Below are 22,500 nucleotides of genomic sequence, written 5' to 3'. Positions count from 1 at the left end.
ATAATATATTCAGTGATTTTAAAAAATATTAAAAAAAATAATAAAAAAAGATAAAATAGTTATAAATTATTAATACAATTTTTAAATTTAGTAGCTGCTTCACCAATAACTACTATTTTGTTACAGTCCAATTGAATTGCCTGACTAATACCTTCTTGAACTTCATCAAAAGTTGCACCAAGAGTACCTTTTTTAACAAAGTCGTCTATATGAGTCAATACTATTCTCCCATCAAAATCATGACAATTATTTATTTTATTAGAAGCTATTTTTTGAGAAGCAAAAGATGCTGGAACAATATATTTAGAGAATTCTAAAACTTTATCAAATATTTCTAAGTCCCCTTCTTCACCAGACTCAGATGAAATAGTAATAACAGTAGTAATATCACCATATAATTTTTTAAACTCACGTAAAACAGTCTCAACACCTGCAGGATTATGTGCAAAATCCACAATAATATCTTTTCCATCAATAACTCCTATTTTTTCCATTCTTCCAGGAACACCAGTAAAAGTAGCTATTGAACTTAATATTTTATCATAAGGCAATTTTAAAAATTCATGTGCAGCAATAATTACTCCAACAATATTATAAACATTATGAATTCCATCAAGAAGCATTTTAACCTGTAATTTTTCACTTGGAGTGTGTAATTCAAAAGTTCTATTATCCAAATCAATATTAGTGGCAACATAATCAACTTGAGGAGTTGTTAATCCACAATTACAAAAATAATATCCAGAACCGGAAATAATTTCTTTAACATCCATATTTCTACCACAAACACACTCTTTAGGTGCTACACCAACTGGTGTCTCATCTACTCCAAAAGTAATTACCTCTCCTTCAAAATTTAATTCTTTTAAGAGCCCCATAATTGTTGGATCCTGACCATTGACAATTAATTGTTTTCCATTTAAACCTTTAATAAATTCTGCTTTAACATGAGCATAATCCATAAATCCTCCCAAATCATTTAAATGATCAGGAGTGATATTTGTAATTAATCCAGAAGTCAAATCTGTGTTTTTAACTATTCTTTCAATAGTTCCAGGAACTCCAAAAGTCCCTACTTCCAAAATTCCAACATCCCCCTTTAAACGAGACTGTAAAATAGGAATATACTCAGCATTTCCCTGCATTTTATCTAAATTGTGTTCTGCAGGCAAAATATTATTATCATAAGCTATTTTCTTTAAAAGAGTTGTTGTAGTTGTTTTACCATTAGTTCCAGTTATCCCAAAAACTGGTTTATTTACTTTAAAAATATCTATAACATCATTAACTTCCAAAATTGGAATATTTTTTTCTTTAATAATATCAAATACTTTTGCTGTTTTAGGTAAACTTATAGGTGGAATTACATAATCTGCTTTTTCAAAAAATTCTTTAGGATGAGATCCATAAAATATTTCAATGTCATAGCCTTCTAGAGATTTTTTAAACCTGCAATCCTCACTGGAAGACATGTCTGTTCCAACAACGTTGAATCCCCTGTCTTTAAGTATTCTAGCCACTAAATTACAGTTAGCTCCACAAATCCCAATTACACCAAATGTAGTATCTTTAGGAAAATCAGATTCAATCATATTTTTTACTTCCTTCTTCAAGTCCTTTCATGATTTTTTCAACTGTAGTAAGTCTATCATAAGCTATAAGTGGACCCATATGTAAAATAATATCTCCAGGTTTTGAATATTTAAATGTAAGAGCTGCTGCTTTTGTAATATCCTCAGTAGCTACTTTAATAGCATTCGGATTTTCAATAGCATCTAAAACTTCATATGCTGCATCCATTTCAACTGTTTGATTAACCTCATTAAATCCACTAGCTATTACAACATCCACATACTGACCAACAAGTTTTCCAACCTCTTTTTTATCCCGTTTAGATAATGTATCAAAATGATCTAAAAATAATACCACATCATCATCTTTAAAATAATCTAAAGTAATTTTCATCCCATCATACAAAAATGCAGAATCCAATATAACCTTTCTTCCATTATACTCTCCTACATCTTCCATATGTGCAGGAAGACCTTTAAATTCTGATAATGCATCAATAATATCTTTTTGAGAAATTCCATAAGTTAAAGCAACACTACTTGCTCCTACAGAGTTTTCAAAGAAGTAGCTGACCATGTGGAATGGTGTTGTAAATTCACCTGCAGAATATTTAATAGTTAACTCTTCATCACCTTCCTTTCCAACGAAATCACAGTCCTCATCTAATGCATAATACAATGCATTATCCCTTACATTAGATATAATATCCCTACATGAATTATTTGCAATGAATGTTTCACTCATTTTTTCTAAGATTAATTTACGTTGTTGATATTTTTCAAGAGAACCACCAAATTCAGATAAATGGTCTTCTGCAATATTAGTCAAAAGTCCTATTTTAATATCTAATTTATCTAAAAGACCTATAGTTCCATGTGGAAGTTCAAAAATAGCTATATCACAATTTTGAGCTTTACCTTTAACTATGCCATCAATAATAGCTTCACTAACTAAATTATTAACTAAAGAAGAACAAGCCCATACTTTATACCCTGCCTGTTTAAAAATACTTGTTGTAATAAATGTAGTGGTTGTTTTACCCATAGTTCCAGTAATACCAATAATATCTACTGGAATTAAATCATTTACCATTTTTGAGAAGTCTTCATTAGTAAAAATTTCTAAATTAGCATCAGCTATCTTTTTGGCAATAGGTGCGCTATCTGGTAAACTTGGAGCTTTATAAACTTTATCAATTCCTTCAATAGAAGGATTATTATTACCTAAATCTAAAATAACTCCTTCTTTTTCCATTTGTTTTAAAATACTTTGCACATCTTGTTTAAAATCAGATAACTGTTTTGGATCAGTTATAATAACTTTATGATTTTGATTATTAAGTAACCTTGCAACAGGCCTACCTGCATTTCCTGCACCAACAACTAAATAATTCATAAATTTATCCACCTTTATAATATTATATGATTTTATTAAATTTAAAGTTGGGGACTATCCTTTAAAAAGTTAATTACATTTAAATGTTTAATTCCATCACGAGACATATTCATTTTATCCATACTTATAACATATTTTGGATAATTATCTTTAATCTCAAGCAATGGGTGAAATTCCCTTTCAATTGTTTTTTCATCACTCAGTAAATAAGATACTTGAATATATACTTTCTCTCCATCTTTTTTACATATGAAATCAACTTCATAATTTTTAATTTTACCAGTTGTAACTTTATAACCCTTCCTTAATAATTCCAAATAAATAATATTTTCTAAAATTCTACATTTATTTTGCTGTTTTTCTTCCAAATTTGCCTTATAAAATCCCTGATCAACCAAATAATATTTTTCAGAACCAACAATTTCCTTTTTACCAAATAAATCTTCTTTGGTTGCATTTAATAAAAAATATGCATCTTCCAAATAACTTAAATAATTATAAACCGTGTTTTTAGTTAGTTTTAAATCTTCATGTTTTAAATAATTATAAATTGAATTCACAGATATTAAATTACCAACATTTTCCATCAAATATTTAGTAATTCTAAAAAACAATCCCACATTTCTAATTTCATATCGTTTAACAACATCATTAAGAACAATAGAAGAAAACAAATCATTTAATACTATTGTTTTATAATCTTTAGCCATTATAGCTAATGGAAATCCCCCATAGTTTAAATATTCATCAAAAAGATTTTCTAATGGACTGTTTAATTCATTTTTAAAGATGCACTTCTCATTTAATTCTTCTTTATACTTACAAAATTCACTAAATGAAAATGGATATAATTCTATAGATATATAACGTCCAGTTAAAAAAGTAGTTAAATCTTTAGATAATAATTTAGAATTTGAACCAGTAACATAAATATCAGTATTAGGAAGTTTATAATAACTATTTATACTTATTTCCCAATTTTCAACATTTTGAACCTCATCAAATAGTAAATAAACTTTATCATTTCGAGTATTTATAAAATTTAAAACAATTTCATCCAAATCCTCCCTATATTTAATGTTATTATATTCTGGAAGTTCAAAATCCATTAAAAGAATATTATTTCTATTTACACCTTTTTTAATTAGTTCATTAATGATTAACTTCAATAAATAAGACTTACCACATCTTCGTATCCCAGTTATTATTTTAATAATATCTTTATCCATAAACTGGAGAACTTTATCCATGTATAATTGCCTATTAACCATGAACAACAACAACCTAATAATTATTTTATAAAATACTATATTCAAATATTTATATAAATAGTTTTTTATAGAATGCTATTTTAAGAAAAATAGCTAAAAAGTATTTTATAAAATACAAAGATTTTAAAAAAAAGTAGTAGAAAAAATTTATTCAAACTGAATTAAATTTTCTACATCATTATAAACAACATCAAGTCCACACATAGATGGAACATAATTAGCTGCTTTTGCTGAATTTACACCAATTACTTCAAAGCCCATATCTTCAATAGGTGCTACTACCATACAGGTATCACAGACCACATTACCCCCTGCATTTTCAATAGCTTTTGTATAACCCATTCTATCAGCTGTTGCTTTTACACTAACTGATGTACAAATCCATAATTTATTTTTAATTGTTTTTCCTTTGACAATATTTGCAACTTCCTTTATTTCTTCCAAAGAAGCATGAGGACAACCTAAACAGATTAAATCTGGTTCTTTAGTTGTAGTAGATAGCTTGTTACGGGTGTCTAAAATGTCATCTTCGGAGATTGATATATGATCATCAGCTTCACTTTTAGCAGCTATTTCATATTCCGGAGTAACATTCTCCATATGATAAAGTGCTACTGAACCTGATGAGGCAAGTGCTGCTCCTAATGTTTTTAAATTATTATTGTTTGGAATATTTTTAAGAGTAAAATAAGGTACTCCACCACCAACAATTTTTCCAACAATATATCCGAGAGCTCCGAAATCAGCACCTGCGAGTTCGGTTTCTACATCTACTACCAGATTAGTTTTCCTATTTTCATCTAAATGAAATCCATAAAGTGGAGTTTTTCCAACAATAGCTGCGGCTAATGCTGCTGGACCACCTTCACGGTTAGTTTTAGCACCAATTACAGAATTAACATAAGCTACTGCTGAAGATTCAGACCAAGAAACATGATCTCTAAATCTAGGAACATTTCCAACAAGATAAGGAGTACAAGTACATGTTTTTGAGATTCCAAGTTTACCATAAGCTTCTACAATCTGGTTTTGCTTAATTGAAAAATCTTCTGGAAATCCAAGAGCCTCCCAATTATCTAAATCAGTACCTGGTGGATTCAAAGAAGAATTAACACTAGCTACCCCCTTATCATCACTAGCTAAATCTTGAAGATACTCTAATCCAGCATCACCAATAGTTTTATAAGAAACTCCAGAAACTTGTGCTGAAGTAATATCAACTAATTTAGAAGCACCATAAATATCTCCTAAAGCAACTAAAATATCCATGCTTTTTCTAATAGTTTCTCCAAATTCCCCATCACACATTTGTTCTTCTTTTTTTGTTAAAAACATATTAATCATTATTTATTTGATATTCAACCATATCATTAACTAAGTTTAAAAAGTTATCTTTGCTTTCATAAGGAATCATAGCTCCTGCAGCAATATCATGACCTCCACCTTGGCCACCGAAATTATTAGAACTATCCTGTAAAGCTTTTCCTAAATTAACTCCTTTTTCAACTTGTTGTCTAGTTGTTCTTCCAGAGATTTTAATATCATTATGAAGTCTTGACAAACCTAAAACTGGTTTTGAATCATCCAATAATTCAATAGATAAACCTATACTAGCTATTGTACCCATGACAGATTTCAATACTTTATCTTCACTATATAAATATTGAATATGAGAAAGATTAACTGAACCTTCCTTTTTAATCCATTCTAAGCCTTTAACTAATTGATCCCTGTATCTACGTTGTAAATCAGTAGCTGTTTTTAAAGCCTTTTCACGTTCCCCAAGAGCTATGCTTAAACCTAATCCAAATTTTTTATTTTTACCACATGCATCGAGAATATAAGAATATTCTTCCAAATCACGAAGCAAAGGCACTTCTTTTGGAACTGTATAACAGTCACCAAAAATATCCGGATTAATTTTAATAAGTTCATCTTTAAGAATATCTTTTTCTTCTTCACCTAAATCAGTGAATTTAATACCATAAGACAAATTCATTTTTTGTAAAAACTCAGTTGCCCCTTCTAAATCCCCAGTTACTCCTGGAAGAGGTGGGGAAAAAGTATAAGCTAAAGATTTAAAAAGTGGTTCAGATGATTTAGAAACTATTTTTAAACCATCATGAATTTCTAAGTTACCACTTTCTTTAGCATCATCGACAATGAGTTTATTGACTCCAGTAAATCCATCTTGACCTTGCATATCACCAAAAGCACCAATTAAAGCAAAATAAGCTAAATGTTTTTTATTAAGGCCCCTAACTGCTAAATAGCTAGAACCTGCCCCACTTAAATCCCTACTACCATCAATATCAAATAAATGAGGATTTATGTGAACTACATTGCTTTCTGCTTCAATATCACTAACTTGATGATGATCAGCTATAATAACATCACATTTAAAAGAATTAAGTTCGCCTACAAAAGAACTGCCCATATCTGAAAAAATAACCAAATCATGTTTTTCATGTCTCAATTGGTTTATTAAATCTTCCTTAAGACGAGGAACGATTGTAGTATGAAATTGAACTTTTTCTTCTTTTAAAGCATTAGCTAATACAGCTGCTGCTGAAATTCCATCAGCATCGTTATGAGAAATAATTCTTATAACGTTATCGTTTTCAATGTGCTTTTTAAGCACATCACTAGCTTCACCAGCCCTATTTAACAAGGAGTGCTGCTTCTTTTGGATTGTATCTCCATCCTTCAGGTAATACACCTTCATTTACATAGTATGAAGCTAATCTCCTGATTCTAGATTCGATGATAGTTAAACCTCTTTTAGAGTGTAAATCTTTAGGATTTTCAGCTAAGTGATCCCTTATATTTACTGCTCTTTTAATTAAATTCATTAAATCTTCAGGATATTTTCCAGCTTGATCATTTCTTTTTAAAATTTGAGTAATCCTTTCACCAGTTACTTCTTTAACACTAGGAATACCATATTGGTCTCTTAAAATAATACCAATTTCACTGGTACTTTTTCCTTCTTTGTTAAATTTTAAAATCATTTCTTCAATTTCTTCATCACTGTAAGTTACCCATTCTGGTCTTGCCATAATAATTACCTCTTAAATAAATTAGTTATAAAGTAAGCCCATAATAATAAATTAGAAAATTATTGAATAGAATACCATTTAATAAATTTTTCTAAAGAATTTTTTCTATGTGAAAACTGGTTTTTTTCTTCAGTTGTTAATTCTCCAAAAGTTTTATCTTTATTTGGAACATAGAAAATAGGATCAAAAGCAAAACCTAAATCTCCTTTTTCTTCAACTGCGATTTCACCTATGACCTTACCTAAAAAGATCTTGGGCTCAGAATTGGGGGCGCAGTACCCAATAACTGACCTGAATTCGGCATAACGGTCATCGACACCATCTAAAAGTTTTAATATTCCTTGATTTCCTAAAGTTTCTTGAACATATGAAGAATATGTTCCAGGAAAACCATTTAAAGCTTTTATGAATAAACCAGCGTCTTCAACAATCACAGGTTTATTAAGTTTACGACTAGCATATTTTGCACCTGATATAGCTACTTCTTCAAGAGTTCCTTGAGGTTCACAGTAACCTAAATCAATATGCTCTAATTTAATGTCATAATCTTTAAATATATTCTCTGCTTCTATAACTTTATGTTTGTTACCAGTAATAAATGTTATCATAAAATTAATTATGAATTAAATTTTTTATAAAATTAACTCATAATCAGTTAAAAAATCTAAAAGATTTAAATGAACAATCCCCTGCCTAGAAAAGTCCAATTGGTCTAAACTAATTACATATTTAGAATAATTATCATTAATTTTCAATAATGGTCTAAATTCCCTTTCAATAGTATTATCATTCCCTAATATATAAGAAACTTGAACATAAATTGTTTTATCTGGTTTTTTACAAACAAAATCAATTTCATAACCATTAATTTTCCCTACAGTAACTTCATACCCTCTTCTTAAAAATTCATTATAAACAATATTTTCCAGTACTCTGCCTTCATTCATATTATTTTTACCAAGTAATGCCTGGTTAAATCCATGATCAACAACATAATATTTTTCTTGAAATTTTAAAATTTTTTTACCTTGTAAATCTTCTCTTTTAACTTTAGAAATTAAACAAGCATTTTCTAGATAAACAAGATAATTATAAATAGTTTTATTTGAAACTTTAATATTTTCATGTTTTAAATAATCTGATATCGATTTTGCAGAAAAAGTATTGCCAATATTATTTATTATATATAAAACCAATCGTTCTAACAGATTAACATCTCTAATTTCATAACGTGAAATTAAATCTTTATAAATAATTGAGTAATACAAATCATTTAAATATTGTAATTTATCTTCAGGACTTAATGAAAAAATAAAAGGTAATCCCCCATATTTTAAGTATTCATCAAATAATTTAATATCATCACTTTGTTTATAATCTAAAAATTCTTTAAATGAAAACGGATACATTTTAATTTCCATATATCTTCCAGTTAAATGAGTAACCAATTCTCCAGAAAGTAAATTAGAATTAGATCCAGTTATATAAATATCACAATCAAAATCTATCTTATATGCAGTAATAGATTTCTCCCAGTTTTTAACATTTTGTATTTCATCAAAAAAAAGATAAATCTTACCTTTAACCTCTTTAACTAACTCTAAAATTAAATCATTTAACTCATTAGAATTTTTAATATTTTGATATTTAATTGAATCAAAATTAATTAAAAAAATATCCTGTTTATTAACTCCTCTTTTTTGAAGTTCATCAATGATTAAATTTAGCATATAAGATTTACCACACCTTCTAACCCCAGTTATAACTTTTATAATATCTAAATCAATTAATCTACGAATTTTAGACATGTATAACTCTCTTTCAACCATGATTACACCTCATTTAAAGTTAGTCTTATACACCTAACTTTTTAAAAATTAAAAAAAGTTAGTCTTATACACCTAACTTTTAAGATTTTATAATATTTATATATTTTTGATGAAAATGTTTTTTCATATTTAAAGAGGTTCAACCATGCATAACATTAAAGTAAGCACCCTATGATTATTTAATGAGTATATCTTCCTCTAGATTCTATTTCTTTTATTTTTTTAATTATTTTATCTTTATTTTTACCATAGCTATTAGCATAAGCATCTAAAATATTATCAAAATATTTATTAGCAGTAGTACTATCAATACTTTGCAATGATTTTTTTAATACAAGTAAATCAACTGCTTTATCTTCAAACAAATCAGAATGTCTTCCAAGTCCAAAGTCCAAAAATACTAGCTTTCCATTTCTAAGCATGATATTAGAAGTAGTTATATCCCCATGAATAATATCCAAACTATGTATTTTAGCTATTTCTTCACCGATTTTATAAGCTAAATTATCATCAATAACTTCTTTAAGCATTTTTCCTTCAATAGCTTCCATTAAAATAGATTTATTTTCTAAATCTACATCATATAAAATTGGAGTACTTACACCTGCTTTTTTAACATCAGATAATAGTTTAGCTTCAAGTTTAGTCCTTGATTTTCTTATTTTATTATCAATTTCAGGAATTCTATAAGCTTTAGGAATTCTACTTTTTAAAATAGCATTTTCACCTAAATAAGAACTTTTAATAATATCTGATTCAGCTCCTTTAGCTACTAAATTATCAGATAATTTCAAATGATTATTTTCATTTTTAACCCATGGCGCATCAACTTCATCAGTTCTAAAACGCTGAATAATTCCAGTATCATTAATATCCAATGAACCAAACTGATTATACATAAGTAAACCTAACCATGCAATCATTACTCCATTATCCCCACATAATTTCATTTCAGGCATGTAAAATTTAGCTCCATGTTCATCAGCCATAGTTTTAAGCATACTACGAAGTCTTGAATTTGCAGAAACCCCACCACATAACATGACTTCATCTTTTTGAGTATGAGATAGTGCACGTTCTGTTACTTCAACAAGCATTGAAAATGCAGTTTCCTGAAGTGAAAAACAAACATCTTCAATAGAAGTACCTTTTTTAACTTCTCTTAAAGCTGCAGATAACAATCCTGAAAATGAAAAGTCCATGCCTTTAACAACATATGGTAACTCCACATAAGAACCTTTTTTAGCTAATTTTTCAATTACTGGACCTCCAGGATGTCCCAAACCAGTTTCACGACCAAAATGGTCCAGACAATTTCCTGCAGCAATATCTAATGTTTCACCGAAAATTCTATATCTTCCACTTTCATGAGAAATTACCTGACTATTTCCACCACTTACGTAAAGAGTAACTGGATTAACAGCACCAGTATCTAATTTACCTACCTCAACATGACCAATACAATGATTAACACCAATAATCGGTTTATTTAATGATAATGCAAGTGTTCTTGCAGAAGTAGCTACTATTCTTAAAGCTGGACCAAGACCAGGACCTTGTGAAAATGATATTAAATCTAAATCATCATAAGAAATTCCTGCCTCATCAATAGCTTTTGGAATTAATTTTGGAATCCAAAATCCATGATGTTCTGCAGCTATTCTTGGATGAATACCTCCTTTTTCAGGGAATAACTGTTCTCCAGCCATAGCTAATATATTCCCATCACTATCAACAATCCCAACACCTGTTTTTTCAGCAGTTCCTTCAATTCCTAAACATATCAAAATAATCAACTTAAAAAATAATTTAATTTAATATTAGTTATTTGAAATATAAATAAGATACAGTTTCTAAAAAAAGTAAAAAATAGGATATTAAAATGTAATCTTATTAACAAAACACGTTTTATTAACATCACACTTCCTACAAATATTTAACTTTCAAAAATAAATTAGTAATCATGGGATTTTATAGCACTAAAACTTCTGAAGAAAAAAGAGTTACTCAATTAACAGGAGATATACATCTTAGTGAAGAATTTAAGGAAGAAATTAAAAATAGAGGCATACCTCTTTATCAAGGATACAATATCCAAAAAAGATTAAGATTTGAAGTGGAACAAGAACAAATTAAAGGTGATGAAATAGATTCTAGATTAATGGAACTATTGGAAGAGAATAGTAAAAACTCTGTTTCAAACATTTATACTAAAACTATTAAAAAAGATTCAGATAATCAAAATAGAATCCCTCCAAAACCGGAAAGCGCACCTTTAATAAATGAAATCAAAATACCACCACGACCTAAAATAATCGATAATTGGGAACAAACACAAAAACTCTTGCAAGACATTATAAAACAAAATCAAACACTTATAAATCAAAATAAAGTTATTATTGAAGAATTAAAGAAGGTGAATAAATGATTGATGGAATTACAACTTACGGCTCTGATGAGCTAATAAACCAGATAAAATACATGGACCCAGTATTTATATGTATGATTGGTACAACTGAAACTTCCAAAATACCTGGGATATCTGGAGCTGGAGCTAGTCCAGAATTAACTGAATATACTCCAGCAGCAGATGCTGAAATACTTGTTCGTGGAAGTGTTCAATGTATGGAAGAAATTCCTCAAACTGTAGTTGGTGAAACTGCTGCTCCAACACCATCTATGTTAACAAAAGCATCAATACAACTTGCAGACATACCTTTTGTTATAGTAAATGCAGGTTCTAAAATTACTCCACACTTAGAATGTAATAAACTTGGAAATGAATACGGACGAGACATTAGAACTGGAAAAGGAGTTTTAAATCCTTTAGAAATCTATGAAAATGGAAAAGAACTTGGAGCTAAACTCTCCATGATGCATGATTACTTGGTGATTGGAGAAAGTATAGCTGCAGGAACAACAACCGCTCTTGGTGTATTAAGAGCTCTTGGATATGATGCTAATGAGAAAGTTAGTGGAAGTATGCCAACAAATCCACATGATTTAAAAACAAAAGTAGTGGATGAAGGATTAAAAAATGCTGGACTTAATCCTGAAACTGATGATATTGATGCAATGCAAGCTATTGGTGCTGTTGGAGACCCAACCCTTGCAGGAATGGCCGGATTATTAATAAGTAGTGATATTCCAATAATTTTAGGTGGTGGAACACAGATGGCTGCAGTTTGTGCAATTGTAAAATCAATAAATCCTAATTTTGATTTTTCAAGAATAAATTTAGCAACTACAATATTTGTAGCTAAAGATGAAACTGCTGATTTATTTGACTTAGTAAACCAAATAGATGAAAATATAACTATCAATATTGTTGATCCTGATTTTGAAAATGCAGATTATCCTGGATTAAAAAATTATCTTGACGGATTTGTTAAAGAAGGTGCTGGAGCTGGTGGTGCTATGTTTACAGCATTAATTAGAGGAAATTCTGTTGAAACTTTAAGAAAAAAAATAGAAGAAGTTTGTAGAGAATAGTATTTAAAATAAATGGGTTATTGAACCCATAAATACTATTATTCCTACAATCCAACAATAATATGCAAATATATCCAAACTTCTTTTTTGAATCAAATCAATTAACCATTTAATAGCTAAATAACCTGATATTAAAGCTGCTAAAAATCCTAAAAGTACAGCTAAAACATTGAAATCAGCAATTGTTCCAATATCTTTAAGTTGAACTACAAATGCTCCTAAAATAGCAGGAATTGATAATATAAAACTGAATTTAGCAGCAAATTCTTTATCTAATCCAATAACAAGACCTGCAGCTATTGTAGTACCAGAACGTGAAAGTCCAGGCAATATAGCACATGCCTGACCTAATCCCATGAACAATGCTTCTTTAACTGTAATATTTGACAAATCTACTCTTCCAGAATTCATTCTTTGAGATAAGTAAAGAATAGTACCTGTTACAAATAAGAAAAATGCTGGAACATATAGTGCACCTGCAAACAATGCCTCAACCTGACTTTCAAATAATACACCTACCAAACCTACTGGAATAGTAGCTATAATTACATACCATGCCAATCTTTTATAAGGATCAGAATAGAATCCTTCTTTAAATCTATGCTGTGCAATATCCCCAATACTTAATAACCATGCTTGTATCATTCTAATAATATCTGCACGGAAGAACCATAATACAGCTATTAAACTTCCTAAATGAAGAAAAACATCAAAAGCAAGAGAGGATTCTACTCCCAATACATTTTGAGCAAAAATTAAATGAGCTGAACTACTTACTGGTAAAAATTCAGTTAATCCCTGGACAATACCAATAATAATTGCCTGAATTATATCCATTTCTCACACCGTTTTTAAATATAATCCAACCAACCAAATTTATCTTCTTTTCTACCTTCAACAATGTCAAAGAAAGTTTTCTGTAATTTTTCTGAAATTGGTCCTCTTTTACCTGAACCAATGATTTTATGATCAATTGAACGGATTGGAGTAACTTCAGCTGCTGTTCCTGTGAAAAATACTTCATCAGCAAAATATAATCTTTCTCTTGAAATTGCTTCTTCAACAACTTCATAACCTAAATCTTGAGCTAGAGTCATAATAGATTGTCTAGTAATTCCTTTAAGGTTAGAAGAGTCCATTGAAGGAGTGTATAATACATCATCTTCAACTAGGAATATATTTTCCCCACTACCTTCAGAAACATGTCCTGCATAATCAAGCATGATAGCTTCATCATAACCATGTTCAATAGCTTCTAATTTAGCTAATTGAGAGTTCATATAGTTAGCACCACATTTAGCTAATGTAGGGAAAGTATCTGGAGCTGGTTTTCTCCAAGATGAAACACCAATATTTACACCATTAGCCATACCTTCTTCACCAAGATAAGATCCCCATTCCCAAGCAGCAATTACACTATTAACTGGGCAAGTTAAAGGATTTACTCCTAACTGACCATATCCTCTAAATATAACTGGACGTATATAACAAGAAGCCAAATCATTAACTTTAACAGTTTCTTTAATTGCATTTGCAATTTCTTCTTGAGTATAAGGAATATCAATTTTATAAACTTTTGCTGAGTTGAATAAACGTTTTACATGTTCATTTAAACGGAAAATACAAGTACCCTTTTCATTATTATATGCCCTAATACCTTCAAAAACACTTGTACCATAATGGACTACATGTGAAAGTGCATGAATTTTTGCATCTTTCCAATCAACCATGTTTCCATCCATCCATATTTTACTAGCAGAATCATCCCATGCCATTATATCACTTTCAATTAATAATTTATTAGTATATAATTTGATTTTGTTTTTATTTATAACTTACTTCTAAAAAGCAAGTAATTTTACACACATGATAACCATGAGTTTATAAAGTATGAATAACATATTAATATTAACTAAGGTGGTAAAATGAGCAAAGACGATCGAAGTGGTCTTAATCCATTTACAGGAAAATCACATTATGACACAGTTAATGATGATAAATTCTTAAAGGAATGTTATGATGAATATTATAAAGAAATGAACAAATACCAAATATTAGACCACACCTCCCAAGGACAATTAATATTAAAAGTTGCTTCAAACTTAATTAATGCTGTTGAAAATTACTTATCCAAAATAGGAAGATCAGACTACACCGCTGATTATTATGACTGGGAAGTTCATTTAGTTCAAGAAAATTCTGTAAATGCATTTTGTATTCCCGGAGGTAAAATTGCTGTGTATTCAGGTATTTTGGAAATTGCAGATACTGAAGAAACAATAGCATTTATTTTAGGTCATGAAATGGCTCATGCACTTTTAGACCACTCAAGAACAGAATCCAGTGTTCGAAAAACTAAAAATACCATAACAACACTTTCTAGAATCGGAAGTATTGGACTTATGTTATTAGGTGAAGAAGAACTAGGATTAGCTACTAATGTAGTTACAAATATAGCAGATATTGGATCAGAACTTTTCTTAATAAAACCTTTCGGAAGATCTCAAGAAATTGAAGCAGACAAACTTGGAATGATGATAATTCATTGGGCAGGTTATGATATACATGGAATTCCTTCATTTTGGGAGGCTATGAGTGCAGAAAGCTCAAATAATTTTGATTTCTTATCTACTCACCCATCAGATGATAAAAGAATAGCTGCAATGAATGAAATGTTATTCGAAATAGAAAATCAAAGAGATTTTTATAGCCAACCTGTTTTATCTGATGCATCAGGACAAAGTTCAGGAATACTTGAGAAAATACCTACATTTGGTACACCCACTGCAACAGCAAGTGGAATGACTGCATCTAAACCTACTTATTCATCAAATACCTGCAGTAATTGCGGAACTATTGTAAGACCAGATGATATTTTCTGTATTAACTGTGGAAATAAATTAAAACTTGGATTAAAATGTGATAAGTGTGGAAACCCAGTGAAAGAAGATGATGCATTTTGCACTAATTGTGGACACAAATTAACAAAAGAATTAAAATGTAGCAATTGTGGAACTTCCATAAACGAAGAAGATTCATTTTGTTTCAATTGTGGAAATAAAATATAAAATACTTAAAAAACCGAAAGGTTTATATATTATAATAGCAATAAATAATGTTGTACTATGGTTCCGTGGTCTAGTGGTATGATACCTCCCTTACAAGGAGGGGATCACGAGTTCGAATCTCGTCGGAACCACTTCTCAACTATTTTTAAAATTTTTACTATTATTTCATAATTATCTTGTTATTTTTGACTACTTTTTCTAAAATTTTCTGAACAATATAATAAAAAATATTCAATTTATTAATCAAATCCAAATCAAAAGATTAATAAATACACAATACTATAAACAATTGTATAGAAATAATAGGTGAATTAAAATGGTTGTAAAAATAGGAATTATAAAAAGTGGAAATATTGGAACTTCTCCAGTATTAGACCTTCTTTTAGATGAAAGAGCTGACAGGCCAAATATTGATGTAAGAGTATTTGGGTCTGGAGCAAAAATGAATCCAGAACAAGTTGAAGATGTTGTGCCAAAAGTTGACCAATTTGACCCAGATTTCTGCATTTTCATTAGTCCAAACCCTGGAGCACCAGGGCCAGCAAAAGCAAGAGAAATATTATCTAAAAAAGATATTCCTGCAATTATTATTGGAGATGCACCAGGTAAAAGTAAAAAAGAAGAAATGGAAGAACAAGGTTTAGGATATATTATTGTAATGTCTGATCCTATGATTGGTGCAAAAAGAGAATGGTTAGATCCAACTGAAATGGCTATTTTCAATGCAGACATACTTAAAGTACTTGCAGAAACCGGAGCTTTAAGATTAGTTCAAAATACAATCGATGAAGTAATAGATGGAGCTGCTGCAGGAAATATTGAATTACCAAAACTCATTATTACTGCTGAAAAAGCTGTTGAAGCAGCTGACTTTAAAAATCCATATGCAAAAGCAAAAGCTATTGCAGCATATGAAATGGCAGGGGCTGTAGCAAACTTAGACATGAAAGGCTGTTTCATGACTAAAGGATATGAAAACTTTATACCATTAGTAGCTGCAGCACATGAAATGGCTGCATCTGCAGCAAGTTTAGCTCAAGAAGCTAGAGAAATAGAAAAAGGAAACGATACTGTTTTAAGAACTCCACACATGAAAGAAGGAAATACAGGTTGTAAAACTGATTTAATCAGTAAACCAAACTAAGTAGGAAGATAATTCCTACTTAATTTATTTTTATAATACTCCTTTTGTACTTGGAATTTCATCATGCTCGATTTTTATTGCTTCTTTTAATGCTTTAGCAAAAGCTTTAAAAACTGCTTCTGCTTGATGATGGTCATTTGCTCCTTTTGAAATACCATAAATATTTAATTTAGCATAAGATGCAAAAGATTCAAAAAAATGTATGACAATATCTGAAGTCATATCACCGATTTTTTCATTACTAAAACTGAATTCCATATTACAATAACTACGACCACCAATATCAATAGCTACTTTAGCTACTGATTCATCCATAGGTACTGTAGCATCAGCCATTCTTTTAATTCCTCTTTTATCACCAATAGCTTGACTAAAAGCCTCACCTAACAATATACCTACATCTTCAATAGTATGATGATCATCAATTTCAATATCCCCTTTTGCATGAACATCTAAATCAATCATAGAATGCTTTGAAAAAGCTTCCAACATATGATTAAAGAAATTCACACCTGTAGAAATATTATATTTTCCTTTTCCATCAAGATTCATTTTTATTTGTATATCTGTTTCAGAAGTAGTTCTTGAAACATTTGATTTTCTATCCATAACTATTCCTCAAACTATCATTAAATTAAAAGAAGAGTTAATTATTCACTCTTCAGGAGCATTACGTATAATTTTAATACAATGTTCTGGACATGCCATCGCACATATAGTGCAAACATGACAATATCTTAAATCCAATACATGTGCAACCCTATTTATTTTCCAAATTTTACCTGCTTTAGGACAAATATCATAACAAGACCCACAACCAGTACATTTATCTTCATCAACCTCAATTTTTAAAATAAAAATTCCCCCTAAACTATAATTTTAGAGTAGCAACAGACATAGCTTTAAATCCAATATATACTTCCTTACCAATTGTAAGGCACAAATCCTTTTCAGCGGACAAAGTTATATCAGAATATAACTTAAGACCTTCACCTACATCTATTTTAACACGAATAACCTCTATTTCTAGTTTCATTTCAACAATTTTCCCTTTAATAATATTTCTGATACTGGAAGTTTGAGGTTCTAACATGACAAATATATTATCATAACTAATTAATGCTAATAAACTATCTCCAACTTTATAATTTCTATTTAATGGAGTATTTATCTCAAAGTGATTCATTTTAATAGTCATGATTCCCTTAGATTCATCAATATTTAAAACTTCAGATTCAATTTCATTAACATCTTTATGCAATTCCATAATAGCATTAATCTTTTTACATTCTTTTAATATAGAGTAACCTTCTTCAGTAAGACTGGTTCCTCCACCCCCACCTTTTCCACCTTTAGTAGTATTAACAATTTTAACATTAAGTGCAGATTCAATTCTATCAATATAATTTAATGCAGTCCTATAGGAAACCTTAATTGATTTAGCAGATTCTGTCATAGAACCTGTATCAAGGATACTTTCCAATAATTGATATTTTTTACTATCTAATAAAAAAGAATTTCCTTCTACATTAATTTTATATTCAACTCCCGCTTTCACATCGGTCATAATAATCCTCCAAAATATATTAAAAAATAGTATGATTTTTATAATTAAATAATGTTTCTATGAAAAATTATCCAATAAATCTAAAAAAACAAAAATTAAATAAAAATCCAGAACAATACTAAAAAATAAACTAAATTAAATTTTATCTTAAAATTAATATCGATGCAAACTCTAATTAATTATCTAAATTCAATTTTTTCAACAAGATCCAACATCTTATTCATAATCTTAGCTAATGGTCCAAATTTAGAAAATAATGCTTTTAAACTAGTAATATCTTCTTCAGTGAAGAATTTCACAAATATTAATGCAAAGAAGTATACAATAATACATATAATTATTCCTATAAATAACCATGTTGTTGTTTTAGGAATAAAACAAGCTACAATACCCATTATCATAGAAGCTATGAAAATCTTAAATATTGAAATTTTAGGTGCTTTAACTTTAGTTAATTTAAATACAAAGTAAAGTATAGGAACCATCATTGCAAAACAAGCTATAGAAGTAGCTGCTGCACCTCCAGCAATACCCAAACTAGGAACCATAAGCCAGTTTAAAACTGCAGTTATTACAGCTCCAAAAATCAAAATATACATTGGAATTCTTGGATTACCAATACCCTGAACAATACTTGTTGAAATTGAAAATATTGAGTAAAACGTCATACCTACAGCTAAAATAGCTAATGCAGAAGCACCTGCAACATATGCTGGATTAGTGAAATACAACAACCTCAAAATAGGTGCTGCAAAACAAGCTAAACCAATACACATAGGAACAACAAAGAGTAAAGAATACTTGTATGCTTCAGAGACATATTTACCTAAAGCTACCCTATCTCCAGATTTAAATGCTTCAGAAGAAGCAGGCAAAATTGTTGTAGCTATTGAAATAGAAATCATTAAAGGTAATCTGGATATTGGATCAGCAGCTGCAAAAAATCCAACAGCATCTAAAGTTAAAAACTTACCCATAACCATAGTACAAATATTATAAATAAGCATTTCAGCAATAGCTGTAACAATTACAGGAATAGAAAATTTAACTAACGTACCAGCTAAACCTAATTCATCCTTTAATGTAAATTCAAAATCTTCACTAGCGGGAGGAATATATTTTGCCATATGATATTTAAATATATAAACTGCAGAAACAGCAGCTGCTGCAAAACCTATTACAGTACCCCATAATGCTCCAGTAACAGAAAATCCAATTAAAACAAAGGCAGTTGCAAATAAAATCATTCCTAACTGTTCAACTGCACGAGTATAAACAATATACTCCATCTTATATACCCCCTGGAATGCTCCTCTAAAAGCACCAACGATAACACTAAATGGAGTAATAAGACCTACAATTTGTAAAGGAATAAGTGTTTCAGGTTTTCCCAAATAATCATAAGCCAACCACGGAGCAACTATAAAAATCATTATTACTCCAAAAAATATTCCCAGAAAAACCATGATTTTTAAAGCTACATAAATCGTTTTACGGGCCATATCATGCTCATTTACAACTTCATATTCAGCAACATACTTAGCTATTGCTGGAGGAAGCCCACCTGCAGATAATGTCTGAAAAATTCCCTGAAATGGTAAAGTAGTAGCTAAAATACCCCAACTAGTTGGACCTAAAAGAGCAGCCATTAAAAAACGGTACAAATATCCTCCAATACGAAAGATAATATTACCTATGAAAATAATAAAACTACCTCTAACTAACTTACTTGCCATAACATAACCTAATAAAAAAATTTTTAATAAATAAAAAAGCTATTAATAATATAAATCAATTTTACTATATAAATATAATCCATAATTCTTTAATCAATATATTTTCTTAAAAAATTTTCAAATTCCACTAATGTTCTATTTAATGAATCAAAACCATACTCATCATTTTTTATATCTTCTAAAGAATCTTTAGACCAAAAAGATGCACCTAAATTAGAACCAAAAGGCCCACCACTTACAGGGATTATTCCATGAATCATGAAATAGGTTATATTTTTTAAATGAGCAAAATCCTGACCTCCGGTTCTATCTCCTCCAACTGCAATACTCATTCCAATTTTACCTCGTAAAATATTATAATCAATAGCTTCTAAAGCTCTTGTTCTATCCATAATAACAGATAAATTACTACTTACACCACCACTTTGAACAGGAGTAGCCAATATTAAACCATCACATTGCTGGAGCTTTTTATAAACCTCATTCATGTCATCTTCATTAATGCATTTTTTATGTTCCATACAATAGTCACAATGCATACATGGAGCAATATGTTTACCAAAACAACTAACCAAATCTGTTTCAAATCCATTTTCATTTAATCTATTTAATGCTTCGTTTAAAACATAATTAGTTGTACTATTCCTAGGACTCCCACAAATACCTAAAACTCTCAATTTAACACTCCACCAAATTTATAATTTAGAGATAATTTTATTTATCAATCTTTTTAATCTTTTGTTTTAATTAAAAAGAAAACTGAAAAATTAATTAAATAGTTTAAATAAATTTGTAAATATATAAAATTTAATTTTGGTGAGAACTATTACAAAAAATGAAACTTCATGGCTCCCACTTATATTGGTGGCATTAGCCTCTTTTATAATAACCTTAGATTCAACTTTTATGAATGTAAGTATTTCGCAACTGGTAGTAGACCTAAACACTTCTTTAAGTACAATACAAATAATTATCTGTTTTTATACATTGATTACTGCATCATTAATGTTAGTAGGATCTAAATTACAAGACATAGTCGGGAAGAAAAAAATATTCTTAATTGGTGCATTGATTTATGGGATTGGAGCATTAATTGCATCCTTAAGTCAAAATGCAATTACTTTATTTATTGGCTGGTCCTTACTTGAAGGATTAGGTGGTGCATTAATGACTCCTGCTACAATTTCCATCATTAGTGGAACTTATAAAGAAGATAAACGTACTTTTGCATTAGCAATCAGTAGTGCAATTGCAGGAATAGCTGCAGCTATTGGACCATTATTTGGAGGGGTTGTAACTACCTTTTTAAGTTGGAGATACGGATTTGTAATCGAACTGTTAATAGTTATATTTATATTTGCATTCTCATCAAAAATTAAAAACTTTAAACCTTACCTTACCAGAAAAGACTTTGATATAATCGGATCCATCCTATGTGTAAGTGGTTTGATAGTCCTTGTTTTAGGAATACTCTGTTTAAAACATCACTACTTAACAACTTTAGTATTAATTGTAATATCAGCTATTTTACTTGTAAGCTTTGGAATATATGAAAATAAACAAAAGAAAAAAGGTAAAACTCCTTTAGTAGATATTAGTCTACTTAAAAATCATAATTTAAGAGCAGGAATGAGTATACGTTTAATAACTAATTTAGCATTAGGAGGTGCTGTATTTGCAGTGTCCATATTCTTACAAAGTGTATTGCATTTAAGTGCTTTTAAAACTGGGTTAAATTTACTCCCTGCAACTGTAGGATTATTAATAACTGCAATATTAGCTCCAAAATTAGCTATGAAATTTAACCATAAGATTATAATGATTATTGGATTTATAATCGCAATAGGATCTACATTTTTACTTAAATACCAATTTGGATTAAATACTCATTTTATGGACATAGCTCCAGGATTAACAATCTTCGGATTAGGATTAGGATTAGTTATTTCACTTGGAGTAGACATATCACTTAATACTACCCCTGAAGAAAAACAAAGTACTGCATCTGGACTTATTACAACCAGCCAAACATTAGGAACATCAATGGGTACAGCTATAATTGGTTGTATTCTTATAATTGGAGCATTTGGAGGACTTCACGATGCAATAGATACCTATGCACCACAATATTTAGAAAATGATAATTTTATAGACCACAGTGGAGAATATCTTGAAAAATTAGGACATGTAAACACAACCGAATTAAAACATGAAAATAGTTTAACTGAAAAAATTGTAAATACTATTTTAAAAGATGCTATGAAGTTAGTAATGGATGTTACAACAATTCTACTAGTAATCGGTTTAGGTTTAACATTAACATTACAAGATGAAAAGCTTAGAAAAAAATATAATAACTAAACAATA

General features: G+C 29.5%; 21 protein-coding genes and 1 tRNA gene. 6 read left to right on the top strand and 16 right to left on the bottom strand.

Annotated elements, in window-relative coordinates; translation table 11 throughout:
• Positions 1-59: 59 nt before the first annotated feature.
• From Q0984_RS00195 to Q0984_RS00155, 9 genes are all read right to left on the bottom strand, one after another.
• Positions 60-1,592 (bottom strand): Mur ligase family protein, encoded by a 1,533-nt coding sequence (locus Q0984_RS00195; protein WP_299521794.1) that lies wholly within the window; start codon positions 1,590-1,592, stop codon positions 60-62.
• Positions 1,585-2,967: a Mur ligase family protein gene (locus tag Q0984_RS00190; RefSeq protein WP_299521791.1), complete on the bottom strand. Its 1,383-nt coding sequence runs from the start codon at positions 2,965-2,967 to the stop codon at positions 1,585-1,587. Before Q0984_RS00190 ends, Q0984_RS00195 begins: the two co-directional genes overlap by 8 nt.
• Before the next feature lie 41 nt (positions 2,968-3,008).
• Positions 3,009-4,238 carry an ATP-binding protein gene (locus Q0984_RS00185; RefSeq protein WP_299521788.1) on the bottom strand — a complete coding sequence of 410 codons (1,230 nt, stop codon included), beginning with the start codon at positions 4,236-4,238 and terminating at the stop codon, positions 3,009-3,011.
• 147 nt (positions 4,239-4,385) lie between these two features.
• The gene (locus tag Q0984_RS00180) at positions 4,386-5,573 is read right to left on the bottom strand and encodes an aconitase X catalytic domain-containing protein (RefSeq protein WP_299521785.1); all 1,188 of its coding nucleotides are present in this window, start codon (positions 5,571-5,573) and stop codon (positions 4,386-4,388) included.
• A gap of 1 nt (position 5,574) precedes the next feature.
• Positions 5,575-6,909 carry a DHH family phosphoesterase gene (locus Q0984_RS00175; RefSeq protein WP_299522334.1) on the bottom strand — a complete coding sequence of 445 codons (1,335 nt, stop codon included), beginning with the start codon at positions 6,907-6,909 and terminating at the stop codon, positions 5,575-5,577.
• On the bottom strand, positions 6,899-7,297 hold the full coding sequence (locus Q0984_RS00170) for a 30S ribosomal protein S15 (RefSeq protein ID WP_299521782.1): 399 nt from the start codon (positions 7,295-7,297) through the stop codon (positions 6,899-6,901). Before Q0984_RS00170 ends, Q0984_RS00175 begins: the two co-directional genes overlap by 11 nt.
• A 59-nt stretch (positions 7,298-7,356) precedes the next feature.
• Positions 7,357-7,905 (bottom strand): XTP/dITP diphosphatase, encoded by a 549-nt coding sequence (locus Q0984_RS00165; RefSeq protein ID WP_299521779.1) that lies wholly within the window; start codon positions 7,903-7,905, stop codon positions 7,357-7,359.
• Positions 7,906-7,929: 24 nt separating this feature from the next.
• On the bottom strand, positions 7,930-9,126 hold the full coding sequence (locus Q0984_RS00160) for an ATP-binding protein (protein WP_299521776.1): 1,197 nt from the start codon (positions 9,124-9,126) through the stop codon (positions 7,930-7,932).
• A 179-nt stretch (positions 9,127-9,305) separates the two neighbouring features.
• Positions 9,306-10,922, bottom strand: a complete 1,617-nt coding sequence (locus tag Q0984_RS00155; protein WP_299521773.1) for a bifunctional N(6)-L-threonylcarbamoyladenine synthase/serine/threonine protein kinase — start codon at positions 10,920-10,922, stop codon at positions 9,306-9,308.
• Positions 10,923-11,089: 167 nt separating this feature from the next.
• Here Q0984_RS00155 and Q0984_RS00150 point away from each other — a divergent pair, with 167 nt between their 5' ends.
• Both Q0984_RS00150 and cobT read left to right on the top strand, forming a co-directional pair.
• Positions 11,090-11,554, top strand: coding sequence for a hypothetical protein (locus Q0984_RS00150; protein WP_299521770.1), 465 nt, complete (start codon positions 11,090-11,092; stop codon positions 11,552-11,554).
• Complete coding sequence (gene cobT / locus Q0984_RS00145; RefSeq protein ID WP_299521767.1) at positions 11,551-12,618, top strand: nicotinate mononucleotide-dependent phosphoribosyltransferase CobT; 1,068 nt, start codon at positions 11,551-11,553, stop codon at positions 12,616-12,618. Before Q0984_RS00150 ends, cobT begins: the two co-directional genes overlap by 4 nt.
• A 3-nt stretch (positions 12,619-12,621) precedes the next feature.
• On the opposite strand, the gene uppP is transcribed toward cobT, so the two are convergent.
• Both uppP and Q0984_RS00135 read right to left on the bottom strand, forming a co-directional pair.
• Positions 12,622-13,455, bottom strand: coding sequence for an undecaprenyl-diphosphatase UppP (gene uppP, locus Q0984_RS00140; protein WP_299521764.1), 834 nt, complete (start codon positions 13,453-13,455; stop codon positions 12,622-12,624).
• A 14-nt stretch (positions 13,456-13,469) separates the two neighbouring features.
• Complete coding sequence (locus tag Q0984_RS00135) at positions 13,470-14,393, bottom strand: branched-chain amino acid transaminase (RefSeq protein WP_299521761.1); 924 nt, start codon at positions 14,391-14,393, stop codon at positions 13,470-13,472.
• Between the two features lie 150 nt (positions 14,394-14,543).
• Here Q0984_RS00135 and Q0984_RS00130 point away from each other — a divergent pair, with 150 nt between their 5' ends.
• From Q0984_RS00130 to Q0984_RS00120, 3 genes are all read left to right on the top strand, one after another.
• Positions 14,544-15,686 carry a M48 family metallopeptidase gene (locus Q0984_RS00130; RefSeq protein ID WP_299521758.1) on the top strand — a complete coding sequence of 381 codons (1,143 nt, stop codon included), beginning with the start codon at positions 14,544-14,546 and terminating at the stop codon, positions 15,684-15,686.
• A 59-nt stretch (positions 15,687-15,745) separates the two neighbouring features.
• Positions 15,746-15,817: transfer RNA gene (locus Q0984_RS00125), tRNA-Val, on the top strand.
• Positions 15,818-16,002: 185 nt separating this feature from the next.
• Positions 16,003-16,830 (top strand): F420-dependent methylenetetrahydromethanopterin dehydrogenase, encoded by an 828-nt coding sequence (locus Q0984_RS00120; protein ID WP_299521755.1) that lies wholly within the window; start codon positions 16,003-16,005, stop codon positions 16,828-16,830.
• Between the two features lie 30 nt (positions 16,831-16,860).
• Here Q0984_RS00120 and hisB read toward each other — a convergent pair whose 3' ends face one another.
• The 5 genes from hisB to Q0984_RS00095 all read right to left on the bottom strand — a co-directional run bounded on the left by hisB (position 16,861) and on the right by Q0984_RS00095 (position 20,810).
• Complete coding sequence (hisB, locus tag Q0984_RS00115; RefSeq protein ID WP_299521752.1) at positions 16,861-17,439, bottom strand: imidazoleglycerol-phosphate dehydratase HisB; 579 nt, start codon at positions 17,437-17,439, stop codon at positions 16,861-16,863.
• 45 nt (positions 17,440-17,484) lie between these two features.
• On the bottom strand, positions 17,485-17,676 hold the full coding sequence (locus Q0984_RS00110; RefSeq protein ID WP_299522330.1) for a 4Fe-4S binding protein: 192 nt from the start codon (positions 17,674-17,676) through the stop codon (positions 17,485-17,487).
• Between the two features lie 25 nt (positions 17,677-17,701).
• Positions 17,702-18,397, bottom strand: a complete 696-nt coding sequence (locus tag Q0984_RS00105) for a TOBE domain-containing protein (RefSeq protein ID WP_299521749.1) — start codon at positions 18,395-18,397, stop codon at positions 17,702-17,704.
• 179 nt (positions 18,398-18,576) lie between these two features.
• Positions 18,577-20,133 (bottom strand): flippase, encoded by a 1,557-nt coding sequence (locus Q0984_RS00100; protein WP_299521746.1) that lies wholly within the window; start codon positions 20,131-20,133, stop codon positions 18,577-18,579.
• An 89-nt stretch (positions 20,134-20,222) separates the two neighbouring features.
• Complete coding sequence (locus tag Q0984_RS00095; protein ID WP_299521743.1) at positions 20,223-20,810, bottom strand: flavodoxin family protein; 588 nt, start codon at positions 20,808-20,810, stop codon at positions 20,223-20,225.
• Between the two features lie 184 nt (positions 20,811-20,994).
• Here Q0984_RS00095 and Q0984_RS00090 point away from each other — a divergent pair, with 184 nt between their 5' ends.
• Positions 20,995-22,494: an MFS transporter gene (locus tag Q0984_RS00090; protein WP_299522327.1), complete on the top strand. Its 1,500-nt coding sequence runs from the start codon at positions 20,995-20,997 to the stop codon at positions 22,492-22,494.
• Positions 22,495-22,500: the final 6 nt, after the last annotated feature.

Origin of the sequence: uncultured Methanobrevibacter sp. (assembly GCF_934746965.1) — an archaeon.
Taxonomy (GTDB): Archaea; Methanobacteriota; Methanobacteria; order Methanobacteriales; family Methanobacteriaceae; genus Methanocatella.
The sequence above is the reverse complement of the archived record's forward strand: the minus strand, read 5'-3'. Positions and strand labels throughout refer to the sequence as shown.